18 protein-coding genes are annotated in these 15,936 nt (G+C 46.4%); all 18 read right to left on the minus strand.

Features of this window, described 5'->3' with window-relative positions; all coding sequences use genetic code 11:
- Nucleotides 1-2: 2 nt before the first annotated feature.
- Entirely contained in the window at nucleotides 3-662 is a 660-nt protein-coding gene (locus CEF13_RS26730; protein WP_102715570.1) for an NADH-quinone oxidoreductase subunit C, read from the minus strand.
- Nucleotides 659-1,177 carry a NuoB/complex I 20 kDa subunit family protein gene (locus CEF13_RS26735; protein ID WP_102715572.1) on the minus strand — a complete coding sequence of 173 codons (519 nt, stop codon included), beginning with the start codon at nucleotides 1,175-1,177 and terminating at the stop codon, nucleotides 659-661. Before CEF13_RS26735 ends, CEF13_RS26730 begins: the two co-directional genes overlap by 4 nt.
- A complete protein-coding gene (locus CEF13_RS26740; protein ID WP_102716584.1) occupies nucleotides 1,162-1,533 on the minus strand; it encodes an NADH-quinone oxidoreductase subunit A in 372 nt (123 codons plus the stop codon). Before CEF13_RS26740 ends, CEF13_RS26735 begins: the two co-directional genes overlap by 16 nt.
- A 98-nt stretch (nucleotides 1,534-1,631) precedes the next feature.
- Nucleotides 1,632-2,855: a GerAB/ArcD/ProY family transporter gene (locus CEF13_RS26745; RefSeq protein WP_102715574.1), complete on the minus strand. Its 1,224-nt coding sequence runs from the start codon at nucleotides 2,853-2,855 to the stop codon at nucleotides 1,632-1,634.
- Entirely contained in the window at nucleotides 2,852-3,103 is a 252-nt protein-coding gene (locus CEF13_RS26750; RefSeq protein ID WP_146022764.1) for a hypothetical protein, read from the minus strand. Before CEF13_RS26750 ends, CEF13_RS26745 begins: the two co-directional genes overlap by 4 nt.
- 9 nt (nucleotides 3,104-3,112) lie before the next feature.
- Nucleotides 3,113-4,363 (minus strand): Ger(x)C family spore germination protein, encoded by a 1,251-nt coding sequence (locus tag CEF13_RS26755; RefSeq protein ID WP_102715578.1) that lies wholly within the window; start codon nucleotides 4,361-4,363, stop codon nucleotides 3,113-3,115.
- On the minus strand, nucleotides 4,360-5,973 hold the full coding sequence (locus CEF13_RS26760; RefSeq protein ID WP_243864820.1) for a spore germination protein: 1,614 nt from the start codon (nucleotides 5,971-5,973) through the stop codon (nucleotides 4,360-4,362). The genes CEF13_RS26755 and CEF13_RS26760 overlap by 4 nt, the downstream gene beginning before the upstream one ends.
- A gap of 134 nt (nucleotides 5,974-6,107) precedes the next feature.
- Nucleotides 6,108-8,330 carry a methyl-accepting chemotaxis protein gene (locus tag CEF13_RS26765; RefSeq protein ID WP_102715580.1) on the minus strand — a complete coding sequence of 741 codons (2,223 nt, stop codon included), beginning with the start codon at nucleotides 8,328-8,330 and terminating at the stop codon, nucleotides 6,108-6,110.
- 207 nt (nucleotides 8,331-8,537) lie between these two features.
- Nucleotides 8,538-8,939 (minus strand): F0F1 ATP synthase subunit epsilon, encoded by a 402-nt coding sequence (locus CEF13_RS26770; RefSeq protein ID WP_102715582.1) that lies wholly within the window; start codon nucleotides 8,937-8,939, stop codon nucleotides 8,538-8,540.
- A gap of 24 nt (nucleotides 8,940-8,963) precedes the next feature.
- Nucleotides 8,964-10,367 (minus strand): F0F1 ATP synthase subunit beta, encoded by a 1,404-nt coding sequence (gene atpD / locus CEF13_RS26775; RefSeq protein ID WP_102715584.1) that lies wholly within the window; start codon nucleotides 10,365-10,367, stop codon nucleotides 8,964-8,966.
- A 79-nt stretch (nucleotides 10,368-10,446) separates the two neighbouring features.
- Nucleotides 10,447-11,307 carry an ATP synthase F1 subunit gamma gene (atpG, locus tag CEF13_RS26780; protein WP_102715586.1) on the minus strand — a complete coding sequence of 287 codons (861 nt, stop codon included), beginning with the start codon at nucleotides 11,305-11,307 and terminating at the stop codon, nucleotides 10,447-10,449.
- Between the two features lie 202 nt (nucleotides 11,308-11,509).
- Complete coding sequence (gene atpA / locus CEF13_RS26785; protein WP_102715588.1) at nucleotides 11,510-13,024, minus strand: F0F1 ATP synthase subunit alpha; 1,515 nt, start codon at nucleotides 13,022-13,024, stop codon at nucleotides 11,510-11,512.
- 25 nt (nucleotides 13,025-13,049) lie between these two features.
- A complete protein-coding gene (locus CEF13_RS26790) occupies nucleotides 13,050-13,589 on the minus strand; it encodes a F0F1 ATP synthase subunit delta (RefSeq protein WP_102715590.1) in 540 nt (179 codons plus the stop codon).
- A complete protein-coding gene (gene atpF / locus CEF13_RS26795) occupies nucleotides 13,586-14,068 on the minus strand; it encodes a F0F1 ATP synthase subunit B (RefSeq protein WP_102715592.1) in 483 nt (160 codons plus the stop codon). The genes CEF13_RS26790 and atpF overlap by 4 nt, the downstream gene beginning before the upstream one ends.
- Before the next feature lie 83 nt (nucleotides 14,069-14,151).
- The gene (gene atpE, locus CEF13_RS26800) at nucleotides 14,152-14,367 is read right to left on the minus strand and encodes a F0F1 ATP synthase subunit C (RefSeq protein ID WP_102715594.1); all 216 of its coding nucleotides are present in this window, start codon (nucleotides 14,365-14,367) and stop codon (nucleotides 14,152-14,154) included.
- 85 nt (nucleotides 14,368-14,452) lie between these two features.
- Entirely contained in the window at nucleotides 14,453-15,211 is a 759-nt protein-coding gene (atpB, locus tag CEF13_RS26805; RefSeq protein WP_102715596.1) for a F0F1 ATP synthase subunit A, read from the minus strand.
- A 22-nt stretch (nucleotides 15,212-15,233) separates the two neighbouring features.
- Nucleotides 15,234-15,602 (minus strand): ATP synthase subunit I, encoded by a 369-nt coding sequence (locus CEF13_RS26810; protein ID WP_102715598.1) that lies wholly within the window; start codon nucleotides 15,600-15,602, stop codon nucleotides 15,234-15,236.
- Nucleotides 15,595-15,828: an AtpZ/AtpI family protein gene (locus CEF13_RS26815; protein ID WP_102715600.1), complete on the minus strand. Its 234-nt coding sequence runs from the start codon at nucleotides 15,826-15,828 to the stop codon at nucleotides 15,595-15,597. Before CEF13_RS26815 ends, CEF13_RS26810 begins: the two co-directional genes overlap by 8 nt.
- Between the last annotated feature and the right edge of the window lie 108 nt (nucleotides 15,829-15,936).

The raw sequence follows: 15,936 nt of genomic DNA on the forward strand, positions 1-15,936 counted from the left end.
GCTTACACCTCCGAATCTAACGGTTCATAATCCTTGCGAAGCGGATGGCCCACCCACTCATCTGGCATCATAATGCGTCTCATGTCAGGATGGCCAGGAAAGTTAATACCCAGCAGATCGTAAATTTCTCGTTCATTCCAGTTCGCAGTCGCCCAGATTGGCGTAACGGAATAGACGGCAGCCTCTTTGCGATCCGTCTTCACCTTGACCGCTGCTTCACGCTTGCTGGCAAGCGATACGAGATGATACACCACTTCCATATGCGTTTCGTAATCTACGCCGGATACGTTGCGTAAATAATTAAATTGCAGCCCCTCATGCTCCTTAAGCAGCTGAGCGGCTTCTCGCCAGTATGTATGATTAACGATAATAGTCGGCATATCACTGTTCAGTTCATTCACATAAGCATCCTCAATGACAGAATCATTGATTTGCTCCTTTAATAATGCCACGAGGGCATCCAGCTCCGGCTGCTTCGGCGAGGGCGGCTTCGGCGGCTCAGCTAAAGCGGCCTCTGCCGCTTCTGCTTCAGCCTTTTCCTTCGCAGCCGCACGGGCTGCACGGGCTTCAGCAGCTGCTTTCAGCTTCGCTTCGCGCTCTGCATTCTGCTCATTCCCAATATCCGTAAGCGCTTTCTCTCTATTCTTCTGTTCATCCGTCATCGGCCTGTCACTCGCTTCCCGGTTTTCGCCTCATACCGAATCTTCTCTTGCAGCTTATTAATGCCATAGATAAGCGCGACCGGATTAGGAGGACAGCCTGGAATATATACGTCTACGGGTACGATTTGATCCACGCCTTTTATGACGGAATAGGACTTGACATAAGGCCCTCCCGCTGTTGCACAGGAGCCCATTGCAATAACCCACTTCGGCTCCGGCATCTGGTCATACAGACGACGCAGAAGCGGCCCCATCTTCTTCGTTACCGTACCTGCTACGATCATCACGTCTGACTGGCGAGGCGACGTTCTAAACATAACCCCGAACCGATCCAAATCATAATGCGATGCCCCGGTTCCCATCATCTCAATTGCACAGCAAGCTAACCCGAACGTCAAAGGCCATAGCGAATTGCTTCTTGCCCATGCCTTCAATTGCTCCAGCGTCCCCATAAACACATTGCGTTCCAGCTCTTTGCGTTCCTCTAATGAAATTGACTCTAAATTGAATTCCATTTCAGCACCTTCTTTTTCCAGGCATAGAGAAGACCTACGAGCAGCATTGCCGCAAAGATCAACATTTCGACTAACACAAATAGGCCGAGCTTATTATATGCGACGGCCCACGGATATAAGAATACAGTTTCCACATCAAAAATAACGAACATCAATGCAAACAAGTAATAGCGAATGTTAAAGCGAACCTGCGCTTCACCTACCGGTTCATTACCGCTCTCGTAGGTTGTTTGTTTCAGCTCGGTTGGTTTATGCGGTCTGAGAAAGCGACCGACAGTGAGTGCGGTAACTGGAAGCAGAATGCCAAGCACGATAAAAATAACTACGACGACATAATTATTGGCGTAGTTTTCCACGCGATCGCCCCCGTTAATTGGTTTGATATGGACCGTTGCCGCTTGTTCATTTTTCCTCACAATTATAACAAATGCTGCCACTGCCGTCTATGATGGAGTTAGGTCGGTGCTGGCTCCTTCGTCGCTATGCTATCCGTTTCATCCCCACTTTTATTATCCCCTATCGATTCATTCGCTTGATACCTATTCTCGAAACTATTCCCCTCGCTGTTATCGCGTTTTTTCATAATAACGGCAATTATGAGCAGCAATAGCGGCAGGACATAGCCTTGAAACACACTGTATACCGTCCATACGCCAGCAGAAAAGACTCTTGCGTGCGCGATGTTGCGATAAATGATTAACGATAACGGCAGCACAACAAAACCAAAAGGAACGACAAGCGGCCGATAGTTGGATAAGCCAAGCAATTGCGCTGTACTGACTGAAAGTACATATACGCAGAGAACCAGCTTCATAAATATCGTTCCAATCCAGATCATCGCTACCAAGATTTCAACCCGCACTAATATTTCTTCAATATTAATATTTTTCGCTAAATCATAGACAGCGAACGGACTTCTGCTTGATTCATCGACGCCCATTACCCCTATCAGAAATAGCGTAAGCAAAACGCTGTATGCTGTAATCATGACGGTCGCCAGCTTCAAGGATTTGCGCAGTTTTTTTCGGTCCGTCTTTCTTACCAGCGGAAATATCATCGTTATAAAAACAAATTCTCCAATCGGAAAGCCTAGAATCGGATACAGGCCTTTAATCGGTCTCAAAATTCCATTATAGAGCAAAGGCTCAAAGTTTTTATAATCAAGCTGATACAGCAGAGCTATTAAAATAATGAAAATCACAAATGTACTCCAAAAATATAAAATTTCTCCCGTACGAGCCATCGTCTCGATTCCTAAACAAACACCATAAATAACGACAAGCATAAATATGGCATCAATGAACCAAGTAGGCGTTATCGGCAATACAGAAAGGCCCAAGAAATCAGAAATATTACGGAGCACGAGAGCACTATTGACCAGAAAAAATAAAACATAGGTCAACATTAGCGCCTTAGCTGCCCATTTGCCAATCAGCTTCTCCATATACTGCACCAGAGATAGATTAGGGAAACGATCAGCCAATGCCAAGTAGATCATCAATACCAAATAATTGATCGGACCCGCTAGCAGCATAGTTAACCAAGCATCCTGCTTCGCAATCTCGATTACAACAGTCGGAAGGATGAGCGCCGAGCTGCCAAGCGCGAACAATATATACAGCTTTGCGCATTGCCCCGACGTAATTTCCGCATTGTTAATTCCGGCGTTTTTGCTCATTTTTGTACACTGCCTTCCTTAATCCAGCTTATTATTGGATTAGATATCGGGGAGCAGACAGCCATAATCCAATCTGCTGGATTGGGCAGAGGAAACCGTAATGCTTGGCCTACCATATATACGGTGCCGATCAACAGGATAAATATAGCCCATTTTCTTTCGCGAAAACGGCGTTTAGTTCCATTGTGTTTCCATATTAATATCCCGACAACCATTGCAAGCAATACAATCAGAATAGAAGCCAGCATGGCGATCACTCATTTCACGATAGATCGGCTCCTTATGCCTGATCCATTTATTTTGGTGGTACACTTTATTTCATGCTTCACTTTAGGAAATTCCGTTTCCCAATTTGGTACGATTCTTCTCCATAAGCTAGGCTGATGTATATAAATTTCTTTAGCCCACCCAAGCGCATCTGTTTTTGCTTTTTTTTGCAGTATATTAATGACAGCTTCTGCTTCTTGCTTTACCGCCTCGCTGGTCATCATTCCGATTCTATCCATAGCCTTCTCATCCGCAACATCAATACCTGGACATGTGATTTCTTGCAAGTTCCCAATTAATGATAAAGTTATATCTACAACCGGCATTCCTTTTACGTTTCTTACAGTCGTTCGATTATGTGCATTTGAGACCTCTACAATTAAATATCCCTCAGATTCCGGGCATGCCAGCTTGACGACCGTGTTTTTCACCTTGCCCTGCAGCCATGAAAGCCCCCTTGATTCTTTCGGCTTCAAGAACTCAACCAGCTTGCCATCACGAAAAACCGCCATCGTCGTTAAAGCCGGAATAGCGCCTGCAGGTATGGTGCTCGTATTATCCGACGTATTGCTCTTCGCTTTATCGCCTTCCATTCGAACAGTAGGCACAGACGCTTGCATCAATCCTCTTCCAGCCGTTTTGATCAAATCTTTCACATAGACAGGATAGTTCATTCCATAGCTTTCTTGATTGATTTCGATCATATCAAGAATTTGGATGACCGGAATCGCCTCCATTTGCGTTTTTACTTGCAGCAGCTCTTTCGCCGTTGAGCCGCGTGTAACGGCAACAGAAATATTGGTGCGGATATCCGGATTACGCTCAATGAGATCAAGTAAGGGGTAAATTCCTTTTCTCGACATACCCTCCGATATTAATAACATTTGAGTATGGGAGAAGAAGAGCCGCCTCGAAGTTTTGGCCGACATTTTTCGAATAGCTTCAAAAATGGTATCGCCTGTATCCGTATAGGTTGTCACTGGACTTTCCCCGCCACCTCCGCCCTTGCTCAGCGCGGCCACATTTTGCGTTAAAACAACCTGGACGGTCAACTGCAGCTTCTGCTTTCCTGACAGGTCCTCATCAATTCCCATGGCCAAAACGACACCAAGCTTGTCCAGATAGCGCAAATCCCAGCAGCCGCTTAAAAATAGAAGTATGCAGGACATCCAAAGCAAAATAGATGTTCGAACAATTTTCATCAGCAGCTCGTCATTCCCATCACTTTGACGACCGCTCATTGCGTCGGCTCCTTCCGCGGCTCAATCTCTGTTTGCTGCCTGATCTTGTTTTTGGATGGAAGTAACTGAGGTCGCTCACGCATTAACCACAGTGGCGCCCGTACAAGCGTATCCTTCAAATCCTTTAATTTAAAAGGAGCGAATGGTGTAAGGTATGGTATTCCAAATGACCTTAGATTGCTTAAATGCAAAAGCAATAAAAGCATGACCATCCCAATGCCGTAGAAACCGATCGTCGACGCAGCAAACAGCAGCAGAAAACGAAGTAAGCGAGCAGCAATCCCTAGACTATATACGGGAGCGACAAAGCTTGCGATTGCTGTTATCGAAACGACGATAACGACAGCTGGCGACACAATCCCAGCTTCAACGGCCGACTGTCCTATAACTAAACCGCCTACAATCGATATGGTATTGCCTGCCGCGCTTGGCATTCGAACTACGGCCTCACGCAATATTTCAAATACAAATTCCATAATAAACGCCTCTAAATAAGCCGGAAATGGCACACCCTCTCTCTGTGCAGCCAGCTTAAGAAGCAGCCGAGTTGGAATCATTTCTTGATGATAGCTTGCAATTGCTACATATACGGAAGGCATCAGAATCGCGATTACAAAGGAAACAAAACGAAGCATTCGCAAAAAAGTCGCTATATCAAAGCGTTGATAATAATCCTCCGCCGTCTGAAAAAACATATTCAAGGTAGAGGGGACGATCAATGCAAACGGCGTCCCGTCAACTAGCAGCGATATTCGCCCTTCAATTAGATTTCCTGCTACCGTATCCGGCCGTTCTGTATACATAATGGTTGGAAACGGCGACCATTTCTGATCCGATATCAATTCCTCGATATTTCCGCTCTCCATGATGCTGTCTATGCAAATTCCATTTAATCTTTCTCTAACATCCTCCAACATTTTTTCATCAGCCAAGCCTTTTACATACATGATACATACCGGCGTTTGCGTTATTTCACCTAATGTCCATTGCTCCATCCATACCTTTGGGCTGCGAAGCTTCCTGCGAACTAATGATGTGTTTACACGGAGAGATTCCGTAAATCCCTCTCTGGGACCGCGAATAGCCATTTCGGTCTTCGGTTCCTCAATGCCTCGTTTCTCGCCGCCAGAGATAGCGGCTGCAAGCGCCTTATCTGTGCCTTCAACCATGATGATGGCATAGCCCATAAACAGCTTTTGCAAAAACTGCTTCCAGTCGGCTAGCTCGTTAACCGTTCCCGTCGGCAGCAAGCTGCTCTTCATTAGTTCAAGAAACTTACCGGATGTGCTCTCGGCTTGATCAGATGACAATTTGCTGAGCAGCGGCTTTATAACAAATTCATTCATCATATCGTCATCTACCATGCCTTGCACATATACAATAAGCAGCTTGGTCCGATCCGCGTTCTCGAGCTCGAGATTGCGATACATGATGTCCGAGGCGTCGCCCAGCTCTCGCTTCAGCAGCTCCATGTTCTGTTCCAGTGAGGCGGATAGAGGCTTGTTTGAGAATGGGTTCATTCCCTCTTGCTCATGCTTTTCTGCTCTCACAGAACGCTTATCATTGTTGCTGTCGCTTTTGCTCTTACCCTTCAAATAATCTCCAAACATGTTCGCCTCTCCTTCCTGCCAGTCAGCACATAGAATTAGGCTTAGGATTGCTCTCAGATGGTATTATTATGTACGCAGAAAAAACCGCAGCACCGTATGGCTGCGGATTGCTGCGGTTTTATTGCCTGTTTCTGTTATCTGATACGCGACTCAGTCAATTTAAATTGTTCAACAAGCTGCTGCAGCTGCTTTGTAATGGCATCTACACTTTGAGAGGTTTGCCGGACATTAACCATCTCACCTGTAAGCTCTAGAACTTTGCCTTCTACATCAGAAGATATTTTACTATTTTCTCTGCTGATGAATGCAATCTTGTCCATAAGTTCTACCATTCCGTCTACAATTTGTATTTTCCGATGATCTTCTCTATGAGCCGCCGCCAAGGTCTGAGCTGCCGCAGCCACAAGCTGATTGCCTTCCTCTACGACACGTGTCCCTTCATCCATGGAAGTATGGGCCTGCACTGCATCGTCATAAATATGACGTGTGATGGCATTGACCTCTTCGGTCGATCTCTTGGTCATATCAGCAAGCTTCCGTATTTCTGATGCTACTACTGCGAAGCCTTTTCCCTGTTCTCCTACCCGAGCCGCCTCTATAGAAGCATTAAGCGCCAGCAGATTAGTTTGAGCAGATATTTCTTCTATAACATGCAGAATGCCTTGAATCTCCTCCGCCGTATCCATGAATCTATGAATGGTCTCGTTCGTCTCTCCAACTTTAGCGGATATATGAACCATTTTATGACCAATACGACTTACCTCAGTTTTAGCCAACGCGATTTGTTCGGCTGCCTGCTCTTCGATTATACGAAGCGTTGAGCTCATTTCGTCTGCGGCATGCTTAGCCATATCTATATCTTTCAACTGCAGCCTGATACTGCTTATCATATCATGTACTTTAATGCTGACCCCCTCAGCCGAAGCTGCTGTTATTACTGCCGACTCGTTCAATACATGCTGACTGGCACTTACATCAGCGGAAGCGAGCTTCACCTGAAGCATAATGCCCTCCAAAGAATCAATCATATTATTAATCCATTTGGCGAGCTCCTTGGATTCATCATTATCAAATTCATTAAGGTTCAGCCTTTGCGTCAAATCACCTTTGCCTTCGGCATTAATGCGGATAAAACGATTAATTTCCCGCAGATGCTGAACGACGCGCTTCGATTCCTTGCGCTGTACTCTCCCTGTGATGAACAGGCCGAACAACAAAACAAACCCGCCTGCTGCGACTCCTGTAAGCCACGGTGCTTGATTGATGGCTATGAAGTAAACGAGGAACGATACAAATAGACTTAAGCTTGCCGTAGTTAGGAGATGCGTTTTGCTTTGTCTCCAGCCTATGCTGCGTATACGATATACTTCCTCTAAATCACCTTCGCACATCATGCCCCATTGATCTGGACAATGCGGCAGTTGGAAGGTTACACCTTTGCCAATAACAGAAATATGTCTGTAATCGGAGTAGCCGGGAAATTCGACGAATAGATGACTGCCGCTGCGTATCGTATTCGCAACGCCCGGGTGCAGCTGTCCAGTGGCCGGATCCGTGAAAATAATTTCGAGCTCCGTATGTTCATTGACAGAAACAGTACCCCAATCTGTTGATACCCCATCCTTTAAGTTCTCGCCATGCGTAAACGTTCGGTCTTCGAAACGGCTGCGAGATAACGCTGTCCCTGGAGCAATATGTGTGAGCAGGCTCGCTTTCGCCATAAACAAATAATTGTCGCCGGAATCCGGATAAACATGGCCTGATTCACGCTGTATTAAATCACCTAACACATCATTAGGTACTCGACCGCATAATGTGCCTGCAAAGCTGCCGCCTACTATAAGAGGAAGCATGAAGAGAAGAGTCATTTGATCGTGAAAAGACGAGGATCGTGCACCTAGCTTCAACGTAATCGGATCTCTATATGGCCCGAACAAGCATTTGCTCAAACGGCCATTCGCGCACGAATAAGCAAGCCCCGTTTGCAGAATGCTGCCTTCTGCATATGACAGTCCAATATGCTCCGCGTAGGTAGAATAGACAACAGCTTGCTCCGTATTCAATAAGAACAGTTCAGTTAAATCAATGGCTTTTGCATATGTACTGTTAAATAAATCATTGATTTGAGACTGTATGGAATAAGCAGAGCAGGTCTCATCCTGAAGAAGCAAGCCCGACAATCTTTCACCTAGACGGTCAAGATGATTCCAATAACTGTTCGCCCAAGAATAGAGCAGCTCTTTGCGCGTATCTGCAATTCCCACAAAGCTTTGTTCCACATCAGTCTTGAGTTCCCTATTCAATGTCCAAGAAAACCAGAGTGGATAACCTGCCTTCACACCTAACCAATTAAACATATCTCTCTCCCCCTGACAGCTCATCACTTATGATGTTAACTATACTAACATATAAGAAAGGATAATACACTAATTTTGTAAGAAACTCTGTCGGATTCGAGAGATTATTGTAAAATTAAGTAGAATACATGTTATACTTTCTACATGTCGAATAAAACCTCACATAGAAAAAGCACCGCTGCAAAGGCAGCGGTGCTTCATTTGTTCTTATTTTTGTTTGATATGCAGACGATTCATGGCACGCTGCAAAGCAAGCTCTGCACGGCGGAAATCAATATGATCTTGCTGTTTGGCAGCAAGACGCTGCTCTGCACGCTGTTTAGCGGCTTCTGCGCGTTCGATATTGATATCCGTTGAAATTTCAGCGCTCTCAGCAAGTATAACAATCTTGTCCTTGCGTACTTCGATGAAGCCTCCGTTAACGGCTACCACGTCTACTTTATTATCGCGTTTGATGACGACAGGAGCGATACGAAGCGGTGTCACTAGCGGGATGTGATTCGGCAAAATGCCAAGTTCACCTTCAACGCCTGTTACACTAACCATATTCGCAGTCTCTGCGTACACCTTGCGCTCAGGTGTTACGATCTCTACCAAAAACGTACTCATGTGGATTCCTCCCGCCTTTCGCTATTAAAGCGTGCTGGCTTTCTCCACGGCTTCTTCAATCACACCTACATACCGGAATGATTCTTCCGGAAGGTCGTCATGTTTGCCCTCGAGAATTTCTTTGAAGCTGCGAACGGATTCTTTAACAGGTACATATTTACCTTTAATACCTGTGAACGGTTCAGCAACGTGGAACGGTTGGGATAGGAAGAGTTGAATTTTACGTGCGCGAGACACGGTCAATTTATCTTCTTCACTAAGCTCATCCATACCAAGGATTGCGATAATATCTTGAAGCTCTTTGTAGCGTTGAAGAATTTTCTTAACGCCCTGTGCTACGTTATAATGCTCTTCACCCAATATAGCCGGGCTTAGGATACGCGATGATGATGCAAGCGGATCAACCGCTGGGAAGATACCCATTTCGGAAATTTTACGTTCCAAGTTTGTTGTAGCATCCAAGTGGGCAAATGTTGTTGCAGGAGCCGGATCCGTATAGTCATCGGCAGGTACATAGATCGCTTGGATCGAAGTAACCGAACCTTTTTTCGTAGACGTGATACGCTCTTGCAATTGACCCATTTCAGTTGCCAATGTTGGCTGGTAACCTACCGCGGAAGGCATACGGCCTAGAAGGGCCGAAACCTCGGAGCCTGCTTGCGTGAAACGGAAGATGTTATCGACGAACAATAGAACGTCTTTTCCTTCTTCGTCACGGAAATACTCAGCCATTGTCAGACCCGTCAAAGCAACGCGTTGACGCGCGCCTGGCGGTTCATTCATTTGTCCGAATACCATTGCTGTCTTGCTAAGTACGCCGGAATCTTTCATCTCGTGGTAAAGGTCATTACCTTCACGCGTACGCTCACCAACACCCGCGAATACGGAAATACCGCCGTGCTCTTGTGCGATGTTGTTGATTAGCTCTTGAATCGTAACCGTTTTACCTACACCCGCGCCGCCGAAGAGGCCGATTTTACCGCCTTTTGCGTATGGTGCGAGAAGGTCGATTACTTTAATGCCTGTTTCAAGAATTTCCGCTTGTGTGGACAATTCGTCGAAAGCAGGTGCTTCGCGGTGAATCGGAAGGTTAATTGCCGATGCCACATCGCCAGCTTCATCAATAGGTTGGCCTAGTACGTTAAATACGCGGCCAAGTGTTGGAGCTCCAACCGGAATAGTAATTGGTGCGCCTGTATCTACAGCGATCATACCGCGTACAAGACCGTCAGTCGTACTCATAGCTACGGCACGTACCTTATTGTCACCGAGGTGAACGGCTACTTCAAGCGTCAAGTTAATATCAATGCCGCCTGCTTCGCCCTTTTGCTCGATTTTGACAGCGTTCAAAATTTCCGGCAAATTGCCGCGTTCGAACTCTAAGTCTACGACCGGACCCATGACGGATACAACATGTCCTTTTTTCATGGTTTTCCCTCCTGGTTCCTTCTTGTTACTGCACACCGGTCAGCTTATAGCAAGCTCCTGGTCCTTTGCAGTGCATATATTAAGATTGGGCGTTCGCCCCTGCAACGATTTCGGAAATTTCCTGCGTAATCGCAGCTTGACGCGCTCTGTTGTAAGTGAGCGTCAGTTGGTTGATAATCTTCGTTGCATTTTTCGTTGCGCTTCCCATGGCAGTCATACGTGCTCCGAACTCACTGGCCTTGCCATCTAGAACTGCGCTGTAAATAAGTGTTTCCGCATATTTAGGCAGCAGTACCTCAAGCACGCCTTCCGGCGATGGCTCGTATTCGTACGAAGTGACAGGTCCGTTACCGCCCACTTCTTCAAGCGGCAATAAACGTAGGTCTGTAGGAACTTGAGTAATCGCGTTAACGAATTCGTTATAGTACAAGTAAAGCTCATCATACGCGCCTTCAGCAAATTTCGTAACCGCGGAGTACGCTACCGTCTTAATGTCAGCGAATGTAGGAGCATCTGGCAAGCCAGTCACTTCTTCAACGATTGGCATGTTGCGGCGGCGGAAATAATCGCGGCCTTTACGACCGATAACGAACAACACATAATCATCAGTCGATTTATGCTTTTCACGAATGGTTTGAGTAACTTTACGAAGGATGTTCGCATTATAACCGCCTGCAAGACCACGATCCGATGTAATAACGAGATAACCCGTTTTTTTGATCGGACGATTCTCAAGCATAGGATGCTTAACATTTCTGGTTCCAGCAGCGATGTTTGCTACAACTTCCTTCAGCTTCTCTGCGTAAGGACGAGCTGCTTGCGCGGCTTCCTGTGCTTTTCTTAAGCGGGAAGCGGCAACCATCTCCATCGCTTTCGTGATCTGCTTTGTGTTTTGTTTGCTCTTAATTTCGCGTTTAATATCGCGCATACCTTTTGCCATTTGGTTTCACCCGCCTTTGTTGCTTTGGACCGCTCCAAAGCCTGGTGTTGGTGGAGAAATTGGCCTAAGCCCGGACAGATCGATCGGGCGTAGACATATATAGAAATATAGGAGGGCATCAGCATCACCTGTATACGACACTTATATTTCTCTGAGAAACACCAGCTTCGCCGCAGAAGCGGCGACAGCTGGTTGTGCTTATTTATGCAGATACTGCGAAGCTTTTCTTGAATTGATTAATAGCTTCCACGAGAGCTTTCTCGTTATCTGGAACAATATCCTTCGTATCGCGAATCGATTGACCGATTTCAGGTTTGTTCGAATCCAAGTAAGCATGGAATTCCTTCTCGAAGCGAAGAATGTCCTCAACTGGAATATCATCCAAGTGACCTTTTACAGCAGAATAGATTGAAATAACTTGCTTCTCAACCGGCATCGGCTGGTTAACGTCTTGTTTCAAGATTTCCATCGTGCGCGCACCGCGGTTAAGGCGGGCTAGCGTCGATTTATCAAGGTCGGAGCCGAATTGCGAGAACGCTTGAAGCTCACGGTAAGCCGCAAGATCCAGACGGAGCGTACCAGCTACCTTCTTCATCGCTTTAATTTGAGCTGAGCCTCCTACACGGGATACAGAGATACCAACGTTAACAGCTGGACGCTGACCGGAGTAGAACAGATCTGCTTCAAGGAAGATTTGACCGTCCGTAATCGAGATAACATTCGTAGGAATGTATGCCGATACGTCTGATGCTTGTGTCTCAATGAATGGCAAAGCTGTCATTGAGCCGCCGCCTCTAGCGTCGCTAAGCTTAGCTGCACGCTCAAGCAAACGGGAGTGAAGGTAGAATACGTCACCTGGGTAAGCTTCACGACCCGGTGGACGACGAAGCAAGAGCGAAAGCTCACGATAAGCTGCTGCTTGTTTCGACAAATCATCATAAATAACGAGAACGTGCTCGCCTTTGTACATAAAGTACTCGCCCATTGTGCAGCCCGCATAAGGAGCTAGGAACAGCAATGGAGCCGGCTCAGAAGCACCTGCTGTAACGATAATTGTGTACTCAAGCGCGCCGTGGCGGCGAAGAGTTTCAACAACGTTAGCAACGGTGGATTGTTTCTGACCAACGGCAACATAAATACATTTAACGCCGTTGCCTTTTTGGTTAATGATCGCATCGATCGCAATTGACGTTTTACCCGTCTGACGGTCACCGATGATAAGCTCACGTTGTCCGCGGCCAACTGGTACCATTGCATCGATTGCTTTCATACCGGTTTGCATCGGCTCATGTACCGATTTACGGTCAATTACGCCTGGTGCTGGAGATTCAATTGCACGGAATTGAGTTGTGTTAATTGGGCCTTTGCCATCGATCGGCTGACCAAGCGGGTTAACAACGCGGCCAAGAAGCTCTTCGCCGACAGGCACTTCCATGATGCGGCCTGTACGTTTTACTTGATCTCCTTCACGAATATCCGTGTAAGGTCCTAGAATAACGACACCGACGTTGCTTTCTTCCAAGTTCAAAGCCATACCGACAACACCGTTGGAGAATTCGAGCAGTTCGCCCTGCATCGCATTTTCCAATCCGTGTACGCGAGCGATACCGTCACCGACATTGATTACGGTGCCGACGTCTACGACTTGAATTTCGGATTTATATTGTTCGATCTGTTGTTTAATCAGCGTGCTGATTTCATCAGGTCTGATACTCAATTCGTTCACCCCTATCTACAGTGCATTAAATTTTAAACGATTTTTGTAAACGATCCAGCTTGCCGGACAAGCTTCCGTCATAAAGACGGTCGCCGATGCGTACTTGTACGCCTCCGAGCAAAGATGGCTCAACGATTTGCTGTGCTATGATTGTTTTGCCAGTCACTTGTCCGAATTGAGCTGCTACTCCAGCAAGCTCCTCGTCAGACAACGCTTTCGCAGCATACACTGTCGCATGCGCCTGTCCTAGCGAATCCCCCGCAACCTTCGTATATGCTGCATACACATCAGCAATATCACCTTGACGTCTGCGGGTAATAAGAATTTCCAGCGTATTAAGCACTAATGCAGATACTTGATCGCCGAATGCTGCTTTAAGAACGGCAATCTTGCTTGCAGGATCAATACTTGGAAGAGAAAGAAATTTTTCAATTTCCGGGTCTTGCTCAAGGACGCCAACGATCAGCTTAAGCTGACCCTCTACCTCTGCTACCGCTTGTTGCTTCTCAGCCAGCTCGAACAATGCTTTTGCGTAGCGCTTCGCTACGACCGTATCGCGGCTCATTTATTTCCAACTTCTTTCAGGTATTGACCAACCAACTGCTCCTGAGATTTCTCGTCGACCTGCTTCTCAATAATTTTCGATGCGATTTTCACAGAAATGCCGCCAACCTCGGTACGAAGTGCTGCAATTGCTTTGTTCTTCTCGCTTTCGATATCTTTGAGCGCATCGTCTTTCAGACGGGATGCTTCCGATTTCGCAGATTGAACGATTTCTTCCGCTTGCTTCGAGCTGGTTGTTCTGGATTGCTCAATAATTTCGTATGCTTCTTTGCGAGCCTGCTGGAGTGCCGCTTTCTGCTCTTCCATTTGTTGCTCAGCCGCTTTCCGGCTGTTTTCAGCTGTATTCATTTGCTCAAGTACAAGCTGTCTGCGCTTCTCCATGACTTCGAACAATGGGCCAAACGCGTACTTACTTAACAGCCAATACAAAATACCGAACGCGATCATCGCGATTACTGTCGATTCCCAATGCCATGACATAGATGTCACTCCTTTCTCACCACAGTATTGTCATAATCATAACGAAGGCGAAGAGGGCTAGGCCTTCCCCGCCAGTTGCTTTATTATGCTTTGAAGAAAGCCAAGAAACCGATAACTACGCCGATGATAGGCACAACTTCGACGATACCTACACCGATAAACATTGTTGTTTGAAGCTTACCTTGAAGCTCAGGTTGACGAGCGATACCTTCAACTGTTTTACTAACGATCATACCGTTACCTACGCCCGCGCCAACTGCACCCAAACCTACTGCTAAAGCTGCTGCTAATAATTCCATTTTAAAATCCTCCTCGAAAATTGTTGTTTTTTGTTTGTATGACCAACCTCGTTATTAGAATGCAATACGAGGCATAAAGCGTAAATTAATGTTCCTCTTCATGAATGGCTGCTTGTGAGATATATACCATTGTAAGAATAGTGAACAAGAAAGCTTGGATACCGCCTACGAAGAGACTGAATGCCTGCCAAGCGGCTAGGAACGGCGTACCGTACCAACCCATCATTAAGATTGTTGCGATAAGCACTTCACCCGCAAAAATGTTTGCGAACAACCGAAGCGCAAGCGTTACCGGCTTCGAGATCGTCTCAATAATGTTTACCGGGAAGAAGATCGGGAACGGATGGAAGTAATGCTTCAGATAGTGCTTTCTATTTTGTTTCAGACCAAGGAAATGGACGATAACAAATACGATAAGCGCAAGTCCTGCAGTTACTGAAATGTCGGCAGTCGGCGATTTCCACCATGCTAATTCTACTTCTCCGCCTTTGCTGTCCAATAGGTCCTGAGTTACACCGATACTCTCATTAACGTGATGCGTTTCCGTCACAATCCCGAAAGGAAGACCGAGCAGGTTAGAGACGAAAATAAACATAATGAGTGTCATCCCCAACGATAAGAAAGGCTTGACGCGGTTTACCGGCATTGTACTGGAAATGAAGCTGTGTACGAAATCTACGACCCATTCCAGAAAGTTCTGGAACTTGGAAGGGTTGTCCACCGAGAGATTGCGAACAGCCAGCTTTGCGATCAAGAACGTAACAATGACTGAAACCACAATTGCTACTAAGGTCGAAATGTCAATATGAAACGGCCCGAGTGGCATCACCGGAAATTCATGCATCTAAAAATTTCACCCCTTTCCGCTAAGATTGTCGTTTATTATGAATATATGCTGCTACCAGAAGTAGAAACGGCATTACCATACAGCCTGCTAACGCGGCCGGCATGCTGAAATCTTCTGGAAAACGATAGGCAATCATGGCGACCAGCAACACGGTTGCGATGCGGCTTCCAAGACCAAGGCCCCTCTTACGCGGTCCGACCCCTGCTGCTCCTAGGGTAACCATTTCCACTCTGCGTCTCAGTAAAAACGCATTCATAGAACTTGCCGCCAATCCCATAAGAAGGCCAAGAGACACAGTACGCCATTCTGGAAGCAACGCCCATAGGATTAGGCATACCGCCATCATATAAAAAAGCGCACGTACCGCCGTCTTCATTATTTTATCCATCGGTTTCCTCCATAACCTTCTTAACAAGCAGAATGGCTGAGAGTAGACCGACAGCCAGACCGACCAGTATGCCACCGAGCGCCCAACCCTTCTCGTTGCCGTAACGGCTTCCAAGATAGGATCCTGCCCAATAGCCTAAAAAGATACAAACAGCGACTTGCACTCCGAGTGCGCCGACGAGTCCCGCGGCAAACAACGGATTGTCTCTTCTGTCCTTTTTATTCATGGCTCATACCCCTGTCAATCCTCATTTATTTTATCCAAGCGGCGCTACGTTTGTCAATTGAAATAACGACAAATTTTCGGTGAACAGATCGTGCAAAACCCTTGATAT

Source organism: Paenibacillus castaneae, assembly GCF_002884445.1.
GTDB classification, from domain to species: domain Bacteria; phylum Bacillota; class Bacilli; order Paenibacillales; family Paenibacillaceae; genus Pristimantibacillus; species Pristimantibacillus castaneae.